At 39.1% G+C, this 12,956-nt stretch carries 8 protein-coding genes; 2 read left to right on the forward strand and 6 right to left on the reverse strand.

Translation table 11 applies throughout. From position 1 onward, the window contains the following. Positions 1–179: 179 nt before the first annotated feature. From AACZ73_RS21205 to AACZ73_RS21220, 4 genes are all read right to left on the reverse strand, one after another. A complete protein-coding gene (locus AACZ73_RS21205) occupies positions 180–1,292 on the reverse strand; it encodes a mechanosensitive ion channel family protein (RefSeq protein WP_339880844.1) in 1,113 nt (370 codons plus the stop codon). A 564-nt stretch (positions 1,293–1,856) separates the two neighbouring features. Continuing rightward, positions 1,857–4,196, reverse strand: a complete 2,340-nt coding sequence (locus AACZ73_RS21210) for a TonB-dependent receptor (RefSeq protein ID WP_339880845.1) — start codon at positions 4,194–4,196, stop codon at positions 1,857–1,859. A 61-nt stretch (positions 4,197–4,257) separates the two neighbouring features. Continuing rightward, entirely contained in the window at positions 4,258–5,511 is a 1,254-nt protein-coding gene (locus tag AACZ73_RS21215) for a HAMP domain-containing sensor histidine kinase (RefSeq protein WP_339880846.1), read from the reverse strand. Next, a complete protein-coding gene (locus tag AACZ73_RS21220) occupies positions 5,508–6,191 on the reverse strand; it encodes a response regulator transcription factor (RefSeq protein ID WP_339880847.1) in 684 nt (227 codons plus the stop codon). Before AACZ73_RS21220 ends, AACZ73_RS21215 begins: the two co-directional genes overlap by 4 nt. Before the next feature lie 599 nt (positions 6,192–6,790). Between AACZ73_RS21220 and AACZ73_RS21225 the strand changes: the two genes are divergently transcribed. Next, on the forward strand, positions 6,791–7,330 hold the full coding sequence (locus AACZ73_RS21225; RefSeq protein ID WP_339880849.1) for a hypothetical protein: 540 nt from the start codon (positions 6,791–6,793) through the stop codon (positions 7,328–7,330). A gap of 188 nt (positions 7,331–7,518) precedes the next feature. Next, the gene (locus tag AACZ73_RS21230; protein WP_339880851.1) at positions 7,519–7,869 is read left to right on the forward strand and encodes a hypothetical protein; all 351 of its coding nucleotides are present in this window, start codon (positions 7,519–7,521) and stop codon (positions 7,867–7,869) included. A 410-nt stretch (positions 7,870–8,279) separates the two neighbouring features. On the opposite strand, the gene AACZ73_RS21235 is transcribed toward AACZ73_RS21230, so the two are convergent. Beyond that, the gene (locus AACZ73_RS21235) at positions 8,280–10,712 is read right to left on the reverse strand and encodes an FtsX-like permease family protein (protein ID WP_339880853.1); all 2,433 of its coding nucleotides are present in this window, start codon (positions 10,710–10,712) and stop codon (positions 8,280–8,282) included. A 441-nt stretch (positions 10,713–11,153) separates the two neighbouring features. Further along, positions 11,154–12,743 (reverse strand): ABC-F family ATP-binding cassette domain-containing protein, encoded by a 1,590-nt coding sequence (locus tag AACZ73_RS21240; RefSeq protein ID WP_339880854.1) that lies wholly within the window; start codon positions 12,741–12,743, stop codon positions 11,154–11,156. Positions 12,744–12,956 lie beyond the last annotated feature (213 nt).

Genomic DNA, 12,956 nt, shown 5'->3' on the forward strand with positions numbered 1-12,956 from the left:
AAATAGCATAGAGCTTTCATGCCTTTGTTAATTTACTACTGTCGAGATTTCAAAAGTTTCCCCATCGTCTTTACTTTCAAAAACTGAGACAAGCAGCTTTACTTTTTTTATTTTTTCGTCAACAAACATATTTTACAATTGAAACTTTACCTCCGGAGAATTAATTATTCTGGAATGAATTACAGTTTTTGTTCCAGCGGTTCCCTGCTTTTGTTCTCCATTCCCAAGTTTAGCTTCATCCCATTTTCATTACGGAGATACAACGTACGCGTAGGGAAAGCAATGGAAATCCCCAGCTCCTCAAACTTCTGGTAGATTTGCAAATTAAAATCCTGCTGTATATCCATATAGGTATTAAAATCAGCACTGTTGATGATATAAACAATTTCAAAGTCCAGGCTAGAATCACCAAATGCTTTGAAATGTGCCCGGTCAAAATCCACACGCTTTTCTGATTCAACAATTCCCTTTAATATGCCTGGAATCATTTTCACCTGCTCTAGTGGGGTTTCATAGGTAACACCAACCCCAAACACTATTCTTCGGCGTTGCATTTTCTTATAATTATGGATTCGCGAACTCGTCATATCGCTATTGGAAAAAACCAGTTGCTCCCCTGAAAGGGTCTTGATGCGCGTGGTCTTGATGCCAATTTTGTCCACGATGCCATTCTTATCTTCGATCACCAAAAAGTCACCGACTTCAAAGGGGCGGTCAAAAAAGATCACAAAATAATTAAAGAGATCGCCAATGATATTTTGGGCAGCCAATGCAATCGCAATACCTCCTATTCCCATTCCGGCAATAATTGCCGAAACATCATAACCCAGGTTACCTATCATAAAAACCAATCCAGTAATCCAGATAAGTATATTGATGATCAATATTACACCTCCCATCTGCTTGACCTTTTCTTCTCCTCCCTCCTGTTTTCTGATGTAAGTCTGGAGTAGCATCACGATAATACTGGACACAAGCCTAATGGAATAATAGGTTATGATGACCACAAAAATCACTTCGAGAATTTTAGAAATCCTCTCCGGCCAGACAAGTGATTTTAGCCCGGCATAAATAATTGTGAAGTATACCATTGGCAAAACATACAGCCCAACGCTCTCTACAATAAAATCATCTATAGTTGTAGATGTTCTTGATGCGGCCTTTCTGATTCGCTTGAGAACTACATTCTTGAAAAGCCTTACCAGGATAAGGCCAATAACGATAGCCCCAAATGCGATCAGGTATGCCTTTCCTGTGTTACCGTAATACTCTCTTGTAAGTAAATCTTCCATGGTAGTTAGTTAAGTTGGTATATTTTACTTTGCTAAAAATTAATACCTAATTGATACTTGAGGGATTTGTTATTAATATATAATCCAAAGTAGATACCATTCCCAAAAGGGTGGCAGTATTGATTTAACTTTTAAAAAAGTGAAAGTCCAGAAAAAATGTTCCACTAAATCCAAGTTATCTGAACCAGTCCGAGCATAAATCCATTCAACTCGGAACGTTAAAGGTTAAGTATTTTCAGGCTAACCTCTTATTTTAGTGTCCATAACTATTAAAAATTGGCCCAAGCAATAACTTTAGACTTAAAAACGTGAAAAGGGTTCAGCACATTCAATCTTCTTGAATAGTGCATATGCGATAAAGCCCAGAGCCTTTTACCCAATTCCCTATAAAAAAAGCCTAGCTTGTTGTTCCAACTTATCTGTAGGAATAAAAATTAGAAAACTTAATAAGTGGTCAACTTAATACTTTGTCCATTATTAAACCTTTACCCGCATAATCAAGAACAATTTTACTCTATTCCGAAATCATAATTTGCAAATCTTATTTCAGTTGCTTGAACGTCATCAAAAATTATATCGGGCAGTCACCAATAAAATCCGGGTTTCCCGCTTTGCCCTGAAGTCCTGTGAAAAGGTGTTCGTAAGTGTTTCTCCGGCAAATCTCTCTGTATTGAAAACGTCTCTCACACTGAGCAGAATGCTTGCCTTTTCACTCAAGAACGATTTCTGAATACTGCTGTCCACAGAATACCTGGCAAGATCCCTACCCTGAGCTTCCACTTCCGGTGAGTCGTAATTACCTACCAGCTGGAAGTTGATTCCAAAGGGAAGTTTGAAATCCTGTGTAAGCTTTGCATTCCAGGAAAATCCTGAATTCGTAAAATCCTCCCCGATGTTGGATCCATCCACAGCAATTCTGAAAAGGGTAAGTCCACCATTTAAAGAATACCAATCATTAACTTCTGAAACGCCGATAAATTCCAAACCATAAGATTGGGAGGACAATAAATTCGCTGGCTGGGAATAGGATATACCGTTTTCCACCACGGTAATGAAATCCAGTTGTCCGTTGACTTTTCTATAAAACAGGTTAGTGGTAAAACTTGATTTATTAAAGTTTGCCAGATGCCCCACTTCAAATGAGTTGATCATCTCGGGTTCAAGATCAGGGTTTCCCCTACGGATGTTCAGGGAATCTGTAATGTCAGGAAAAGGGTTTAGCCTCCATGCTGTAGGCCTGTCAATTCTTCTGGAATAGGTAAACTTGAGAGAGTGAATCTCATTTAAATTATACATTCCCTGTACACTGGGAAAGAGGTTGAAATAGCGCTGTTGATTCTGCTCATCGGTATTTCGGAGATAGGTGTCGACTTTGGTATATTCCCCCCGCAATCCCAGCGCATATTCAAATTTCTCCTTCGCTGAGGAGAATATAGCATATCCTGCATGTATCTGATCCTGATAGAGAAACTGGTTGCTGATGGCAGGAACTTCTATAAAAGAGCCCGAAGTCTCCTCATACCTAAGATAGCGGTAGTCATTGTCAAATTTTCTGATATTGGATTTGAGTCCTGCCTCAAACTGACCTGTTTCCCATTGCTTAATGTAATCTGCCTGTAGTACTGTAATATTTCTTACTTCATCGGTAAAAGCCCGTTCCTGACCTGTAAGATTCACTGGGCTGGGCTCCAGTGTATTGCCAAAAATCTCAATGTTCTGGGTTTTGAACTGATTTCTGTACGAATGGCTAGCTGTAACGCGGAGTAGATGCCCGTCTTCATCAAAATTGTGCTCAAAAACCAGGGCGTTGTCAAATCCTTCGTCTGTTTCATCCTCGTTGTTCCGCCGTACATAATCATACGTGTTTTCCATGCCAGCAGGATCAAGACTACTAAGCTGGGAATATAGGGTATTCGTCTGGAATTGATGACCATATTGGTACACCCCCTCATAACTCAGTATATTATCCCCAAAGTAATAATCCGCCCCCATGTTGAGGTTATGGTTTTTCTCCCGCTCAGAACCATTGGTGCTTTGCTCCAGTTTCTCCTGATCTTCAAAAATCTCCCTTATCGAGCTTCGCTTGCTTACACCTTTCCAGTTTCGGTAATTATATCCACCAAACACATTGAATGATCCTGTGCGGTGATTGATTCTTCCTCCTACATTCGATCTACCTCTGGTTCCATAGGTTCCTTCCACACCTCCATGTGTGCCCAAATCCTGCCCTTTTTTCAAAATAATATCGATCACACCACCTTCTGCGGCTGCATCATATCTCGCATTTGGATTGTTGATGACCTTTATTTCCTCTACTGCACTGGCAGGTAACTGGTTCAGATTTTGGGTCATGGAAGAATTTCTTCCATTGATAAGAATATTCGTACCACTACTTCCTCTTAAAGAAATCGAACCATCTTCGGATACCGAAATGGATGGGGTATTTCGCAAAACATCCAGCAGGGTACCCCCGGCATTTGCAAGATTATTTTCAGGAGAAATGGTAATTCCTTCCAAACTTGCCCTTACTGGCATTTTACTCGTCTGTACCACTACTTCCTCCAATTTCTCTGCGTCACTTTTCATTTTCAGTTCTCCAAGGGAGAGACTTCCGTCCACATTAACATCCTCCACAACCATATCTTGGTAACCAATAAAAAATGCCTTTAGGACATAATTTCCTCTTTTGACTTCAAGTGAAAATTTACCGTTTTCGTCAGTATCCGAAAATATCACAGGATCTGCTGATGTCGTGGATTTGAACAAAGCTACCTGAACAAAACCCAGGGGTTCATTGCTTTCTCCGTCCTTCAGAGTTCCTGTAAGCTGATATTCCTGAGTCAAGCCTAGTAAAGGGATACAAAAAAATAAAAGAAAGACGGGGATTTTTGCCAGTGGTTTCATCGGATACTTAGTTGGTTTTAGTATAAGACTAACAAAACAATCTATACCAATTTTGAAGTACCTATCTAAACCAAATTTTAATGGTATGGTTTGGTCTTTCAAAGGTATAAATCAGACTAAAGCCATAATTCTTACATATCTGGTGTACAATGGCAAGTCCAAGGCCAGCTGAATCCTGATTGTCCCCGTCCTTTTTAAAGCGTTCCAGCATATCTTTGGGATCAAAAGAGGGAATTCTACCGGTATTTTTGATCTGAAGCATATTGCTTTCCAATAAAATTTCTATTTGTCCGTTTTCCAGATTATGCCTGATAGAATTGCTTAGGAGATTATGTATTAGAATATCAGCCACATAGGGATGCATTGACAGAAACACGCCTGGTTGAATATGCTTCCTGAGTTGGATATCATGAATTTGGATTACTTCTTCCAATCGGCTTAGCACCTTTTCGAGTTCCTCACTGAAATCCATGGGGGCGGGAGATTCAAATTCATCATTTTCCAGCTTTGCAAGAATGGATAGGGATTTTACAATTCTGCGGATGCGCTCATTGCTATCGAAAGCGGACTGGATCAGATCCGCCTGCTGTTCGTTAATGGATTCATTCATCAACAGTTCCAGTTTACCTCGCACTACTGCTGAAGGCGTCTGTATTTCATGGGAAAGGTTTTCGGAAAACTCCTTGATCTTACGGTAGTCGGTTAGCAGTTTTGTGGACATTTTTGACAAGAAGCTATTTAGCAAGTCGAATTCAAACACGCCACTTTTGGTAAACGCCAGTGGCGTGTTTTTCTGAAGTGTAAACAACTGTAGCTGACTTAGGCTTTGGTGGAAAGGGCGGAATATTTTTTTAGAGATAGCCCATAGAAAGCAACCAATAAATAGCAACTGGGCAAAAAAAACAGTGAGCATCGAGATCACGATGGTCTCTGTAATATCATCCGCCTCTACAACCAGGTTATAATAGGAGATGCGGTAATGTTTTCCGTTGATCTTGAAAGAACGGCTACCTTTCAACTGGGTCTCATTTCTGTTCATGGGATCATGATAGGCCAAGGTATCCCTGAGCCATAGCTCCTCCAAAGGTCGGTCCATGGATATTTCCTGGATCTGGAGTTTATCATAGCGCAGTTTGTCTACCGGAGCCCCTTGTGCAATCCTATCGGCATAAGATTCAATCTGCCTGTCCAGCTCCATACCCAATTCAAAATCGATCTCAGATCCAAGCTTCTCATAGATGACGATAGTGCCGATGAGCAGGGCTGCCAAAGTAATCCCCAAAAACCAAAGACTGATAATATTGATCAGTTTCATATGGCAGTTGTATCAAATTTATATCCCAAGCCATAGACGGTTCGTATGTAGTCCCTGCCACCGGCGGCTGAGACTTTCTTCCGCAGGTTTTTGACGTGCTGATAGACGAAGTCAAAATTTGAGAGATCATCCGTGTAATCACCCCAGAGATGATGTGCAATGGCATTTTTTCCCACTACTCTATCCTTGTTGGTAAGAAAGAAAAGAAGGAGATCGTATTCTTTTTTGGTAAGATCAAGCAATTGATTTTGAACCACTACCTGGTAACAAGAATTTACCACTGTGATTTCATTGAATGTCAATTCATCAAATCCTTTCATCTTGGTTCTTCTATAAATGGCTTTTAATCTGGCTAGAAGCTCAGCCAGATGGAATGGCTTTGACAGATAGTCATCTGCTCCCAAGTCCAATCCGTATAATTTATCGTCCAGTGATCCTTTGGCAGAGATTATCAATACACTGACATCGATTTTTTTTGATTTTATAAACTGTAGTAGTACCAGTCCATTTCCGTCGGGGAGCATCAAATCCAGTAGCACACAGTCGTAATTATAACATAGAATTTTATCCTGGGCTTCGAATAAATTAATTGCACTTTCGCATACAATTCCCTGATTGAGCAAGTAATTTTTTATATTCTCTGTTAACTCCGGATTATCTTCTACTAATAATACTTTCATTGCTGAATTTTTGCTAAAAAGCTCTTCTGTAGACAAAATATAAGAATATTGAATTTCATCTTACGTTTTCTACGGTCTTAGGCGTCAAGTATATGGACTTCTACTATTGCTGGTTTTGGTGGTTCGAAGTTTTAAGCTAACACACTATCAAAGTCTCCTAGTTGTCCAATTAGCATATCACAAGGTATACTGCGCTCAAAAGTTAATACAGCCTTTTGAAGCAAATCTGAAGTTGCTTTCTTTATTTAATGCATCGCATGCTTTTAAAAATAAGAGCTTCAGTTTTAAAAGATAAGTTTTCCGGAAAAGTATCACTATTTAATACTCCGCTCGATCAACCCTCTGTTTGAACCTTACCGGATAAAGGCGAAGGAGGTACGGGAAATCTAGAAGTTTGAATACTCCATGATCCGGGAATTGCCCACCGAAACCCTGATCCTGCAACAGATCCGGATTGGGAATAGTGGAGATCAATAGGAAGCAGGAGGATTTGAAAAATTGATACAGGAAAAAACTACACTTAAATATCCGATCAAAAACATTAGAATAAGTTGAAATCAATACATCAAGCTACATCTTTGGAGCATATTAGTTACAGTATGAAAAGATTACGTATTCTTTATACAAGAAAAATATCCAAAGGAACATTTGCAGGAGATATCAGCCACATTGGAGGTGTAAACGGAGGGGAACTACTTGAAAAATATGGAGTTGAGCTATTTCCTGATTTACCAGAGGTTAGGTTTTATAATCAAAAAGACATCAGCGGATTTACTACTGACAATTTTGAGTTTGAAACAGAAATAAAATCCGGGTTTTCACATGGAAAGGCGGCTTGTCAGCGGGTGGACATTTACCTGCAAGGCAAAGAGGTTATTTTGATCCTGCCAATTTCAAGACCCGAATGCGTGGGTGAATTGTTTCTTGCAGCTTTTGGAGTAGGCGTATCCAGTCAATCTGAAGACCTGAGTGGATTTGGTAGTGATCTGAATGATTGGGTTACGGTAAAAGTGACCTGTATTGACAAACAAATCAGTTTTTTCACCAATGATAAGCTAACCTTTGAGACAGAAATCCCAAATAATCCTGTGGATATTGTGGGTGTGCAATATCGTTTTGAAGATCCTGGAGCTATTTGAAATACCCGATTGAAATCGGGAGAAAAGGAAGTACTTTTTAATTGATCTCTAGGTTTAGGGGTAGCATTTATTATACTTCAAATCGAATGAGACTTTTCTGCCAACCTATTTTTGAATTGGCACGTTGAAAAACTAAACCACTCAGACCTAATCAATTAATTTTCAGCAATCCACAACATGATTTTGACATGGGAAAATTTAAGCATTTAGTAATATTACCTCTTCTATCTACATTCTTTTTTATTGGCCAACATTCAACCGCACAGGGCTATAGTTACCCTTATGCCTACATTTCGATAACAGACAGAACATTTTCAGATAAGCTGAATGTAAAAGTTGATTTAGGCGACAGTTCAGATCAACTAATTGAAGGGAAAAGGCTTTCGGAATTTTTATCCGAAAAGACTTCCTATGCCTCCGTCTTAAATTATATGTCAGGTCTTGGGTTTGAACTTGTTGAAACAATATCGGAAACTCACCAGAAAGATGGCGACGGAGGCACTTCTGCCATTATTTTCATTATGAGAAAAAAAGGGTAGAAACCTGTCAAAAGATTAATTTTTCACTATCAATTTATGCTCAAGGTTTAGATTTTAAAGAATTGTTCAATTCAATTCCTTTCCAATTCTTCAATTAAAACTATGAGACTAATCTTTATACTGGCACTTTTCTTAGCCAATACCAGGCATTTTGGTGAAGTTGATTATCACCTCTAAAATTGTAATAAAGAGGTTAAACACTAATTAAAAACAGTAGGTAATTAGTAATGGATATTTCATTTTTTGTAATCCTTATATGATCTTGGAATCATTTTCCAATAAAGAATAAACCTCGATTAATAGGGTTTATTCCTGACCAAAATAAAATCTGATTAACCTATTAATACATGCTTATTTCAATCTAATGCACGCCTGATTTCCATACTAATTTCACAAAAATAATCCTTTGACTACTCCGATCTTAATGAATTAATAGGATTACTATGGGCAGTCCACAGTACACGAGCACTTACTGTAGCCAGGGCCAGTATACCTGCAAGTATGCCTGCTACTGCAAACATCCACCATTGAAGGGAAATTTTATAGGCAAAATCAAGGAGCCAGATATTCATCAAATACCCAGCAATAGGTGATGCTATCAGCAATGAAACCAGCACCAGTTTGAGATAGTCTATGGAAAATATTCGAACAATACTGGCTGCGGATGCACCTAAAACCTTCCTCACCCCTATTTCTTTCACCCGCTGCTCAGTCGCATGTACTACCAACCCAAAGACTCCCAAACTTGCCAAAAACAGCATAAGACCAGTGAAAATAGTAAACAGCTGAGCTTGTCGATGCTCTTTGTCATATTGCCTCTTCACCAAATCATCCACCCATTCAAATTTGAATGGTTTAACGTCATAAAACTCCTTCCAAATCGCCCCAATAGCATTGAGTGTTTGAGGTTCCGTGCCATCTTGGACTTTTATTAAAATCGAAGCATAATTAAATTCATTTTTTGCCATGATTACGGTTGGCTTGATAGGATCTCTCAAAGAAATACTGTGAAAATCATCTATTACTCCTATTGGAATTTCTTCCAAATTGGCTACTGCTCCTCCTAAATCATTTACTTCCAGAAGCTCCGCCGTATTTTGGGTCATTAGAATTACCGGGGAAATCTTATCAGTGACATCACTATCCTCCACAGAACGTAATGTGTTTTGAACGTTGTCCCTTTGCTCAAAACCCCTTCCCTCTTTAATTTCCATTCCCATGACTTTTGGCAGATCAATATCCCCAATAATGTAATGTACCGGGATGACTTGATCTGGATCTTTTGGATTTTGAATTCTTTTTGTCATAGATGCAGACCCTTTGGTAGGCACCCAGTTACTGAGACTCACTTCTTCTACACCAGCAATCTTTTGGATTTGCTGTTTTAGCTCAGCGGATTTTCCCTCTGTCGCAAAGGAAGAAATACTAAGTATGTGGGAAGGGTCGTACCCAAGATCCTTATTCTCCATAAAACGCATCTGAGACCAAACAGTCACTGTACCTATCAAAACCAGTATGGCAAAAACAAACTGGGTAGCCACCAAACCTTTTCGAACAAACGAGGTAGAGATACTCCCCTTCCTGCCAAAGCTGTTTTTCAAAGCATTACCTACCGGAAAACCAGCCACCATCCAGGCAGGATAAACTCCTGCCAAAATTCCCAATAGTATGACACAGGTAGCAAACCCCAGCAAAAGGGGGATATTTTCGAATAGTTTTATTTCCAGCTGGTGCCCTAGGAGTCTTTCCACCTGTACTAAGCCCAATGCATATAAGGTACTGGCCAAAATGGCTGCAATCAGGAAGAACAGCAGGCTTTCGTATAAAAACTGTGAAATCAATTGCCTCTTGCCAGCACCCAATACTTTTCTCACACCAATCTCCCTGAATCTCTTGATGGATCTGGCAGCACTGAGGTTGACAAAATTGATAAAGGCAATCGTCAGCAATAAAATGGCAACTCCGGAAAACAAATACACAGTGGAAGGGCTCCCTTTGATTTCCTGACTAGCAAAGTCTGATTTGAGATAAATATCCTCAAGCGGTTGAAATTCATAAGTATTTACACGCTGCTTAACATCCTCAGAGGCATCTGTAATGTAATCCTTATACCATTGATTCACTTTTTTTGTAAAAGCCGGAATAGAAGTCTGAGAGGAAACCAGAATCAGTTGTTCATCAAAATAGCCCCAACCCTCCCTGCTTAATGGCATATCCGAAGGTTTGGAAATCTGAATCCCGTCAGCTCTCAAATAGGTGTTTGAGGGTATGTCTGCGATAATACCTGTAATCAAAAATGGCCTGGAATCAGACAGATAAGGAGACACTAGCTGGATTTCTTTCCCTAAAGGCGATTCATTAGGAAAATGAGAATCCACAAATGATTGGGTTACCACCAAATTTCCAATTCCAGGCCTATAGCGTTCAGGGGCTCCCTGTAAAATATTAAAATCAAGCATCTCCCAAACATTTGTATCTGCAAGAATCAAGTCCATCTCAATTACATCCGTACTGTTTGCAGTCAAACGGAAATTGTAATTCCCTTTGGATATGCTCCCTGATGATTCGACTTCCGGGAAATTTTCTCGTAGTGTAGCCGCCAAGTTCACGAATGAGGACTCCGACTTGCCCTCCATCCCTTCTGAAGTTTCCACGGTCAGAATACGGTAAATTCGGTCCTTTTTTGCCCAGAAACTGTCATATGAAATTTCATCCAACACCACAGTTGCCACCAATAAGCAAGAAGTCAAGCCGATCGTCAACCCAAAAATATTGATGAAAGAATAAGTTTTGTCAACAACTAAATTCCGCCAGGCGATTTTGAGATAATTCCTCCACATCATAGTGTATGTTCTGTTTGAAATCGGGGTATAAAGTTCCCAGAAGACTATTCAAATTTCCATTTCTATGCCATCATAAATATCCTAATAACCACGATAGAGGTTCATTATTATAGGATGGATAAAAATTTAGCGAACAAAATTGTTCGCTTTTGGGCAATTAAATTGGCACAAACATCGAAACTACCAAGGTATAAGAAAACTAACTAAAATTTACATCAAATTTTGGATCCATTAAAAGTTAGTAATCACTACTTAATAAGAAGACTTAATTTGTAGGTCCGAACATGCGGTTCCATTGTTTCTGGCAATGGTAGGAATTTGTAATTGAACTTTTTATCCTAAGTAAGCCCCAATTGACTTTATGGGCTCACCTAGTCCCATAACCTTTACTTATTCAGTTCCGTCAAGTGCGCATTACTACTTTGGAGTAGCCGTATCATCCTATAGCAATGGAATCTCTCTTTCAATTTTAATTTGTTCCAAAAACGTTTCGTCGTGTGACACCACTATCAAAGTACCTTCATATTCATTAATAGCCGCAGTCAATATTTCAATATTCTGAATATCCAGATTATTGGTTGGTTCATCCAAGATTATGATATCAGGGGATGAGCTATATACAGTTATACCACATAGAAGTAAACGCATTCTTTCTCCCCCACTTAGCGCAAGACAGGGTTTGTCCCAATCTTCCTTTGTAAACAAAAATCTGTTCAGCCTACTTTTTATTTGATGCTCCTGTAGGGATGACTCATTGAATTGTTGGACCTGATTGTAAACATTCAACGAGTTATCGATTAGGGAATACTCTTGATCAATATAAACTGACTTATTCTCAGCATGGTAAACTGTTCCGGAAGTTGGCACTAGAACACCTAAAATCAAGTTGATTAGCGTTGTTTTTCCCGAGCCATTTTTACCTTTAATGGCTATACGCTCTCCACTAGTAACCTGGAATTTCAGATTTTTTTTCCAGAGTGGCTTAGTCCCATAATTGAAATTGATATCGGTTGCTGAAAAAAGAATCTTGCCTTTATGCAATTGCGAATTATCAAAACCAAAAGTCATTTTATCAATTCCAGGAACAGCTTCCCGCAAGGATTTTAGATCCTGAGAGATCCCTCCAATTTTCTCGGCATGGACACTTTTTAATTTGGAGGTACTATTTTCTGCTTTGTTCCTTAGGGTATTCATCATGATCCTGGATACCCCGGCTTTTTCCTGCTTCCCTTTTCCCCGGCTATCCAGTTTTTGTTGGCGTTCCGCAGTTTCCCTTTCTTTCTCTTTGGCTTTTCGCAGGGCCTTTTCTTTACTTTGGATATCAAGACTCAGTGCTTTCTTTTCAATCTGTTTTTGCTCTACATAAAAGTCATAATTCCCGCCATATAATTTTACCCCACTCCGACTCAATTCACCCACATTATCCAATAGATTTAACAATTTCCTGTCATGGCTGACGATGATCAGTGTGCTTCTAGTGGTGCTGATAAAATCGTAAAGCAATTCCCTGCCTGATAAATCCAAATGATTACTGGGTTCATCAAGAAGAATCAACTTAGATTCATGAATTGAAATACCGGCAAGAAAGACCTTCGTTTTTTGACCACCGCTGAGCGATTGAAGTGACATATTCAAATCCAGTTCACCAAGCCCCCAATGAGTCAATGCCTCCTTGCAACGATCTTCTATTGTCCAATCATCATTTAGAATAGTAAACCAATCCTCTGAGGTATCACCATCCAGAATTCGTTGTAAGGCATTCAATTTATCCTCGACACGCAAAGCTCGGGCAATCGTCTGATGATTGAATTGACCGAAAACCTGAGGAATATAATAAGGAGTAATGTCACTACTGAACTGACCCTCGTAAGGCTGAATTTCTTTCGCTAAGATTTTCAGCAAAGTGGATTTTCCAGATCCGTTATTGCCTATCAAGGCAATTTTTTCATAGGTATTTACTGATAAATTAATGTCAGCAAACAATAAGTCTTTATTGGGAAGTAGATAGGAAAGGTGTTGTACAGTCAACATAATTTCTTTCTTTAAAGAGTAAACAATCAGACAAACTGCTTGGCAGTTTGCTGTCTTTAAATGTTCTGAAAGAAATTAAATTTCACATAGAGGGTCTATGGATTTCCTGTTTTTACGAATGCAAATGTATAAATATATTTTTTTAGTGTAAAGTCAGTGGCGATTCTGTCAATTTCCTTTCTTTACCTCCTTTCAAATCTAAAATTGAAACTT

This window comes from uncultured Algoriphagus sp., assembly GCF_963974835.1.
GTDB lineage: Bacteria > Bacteroidota > Bacteroidia > Cytophagales > Cyclobacteriaceae > Algoriphagus.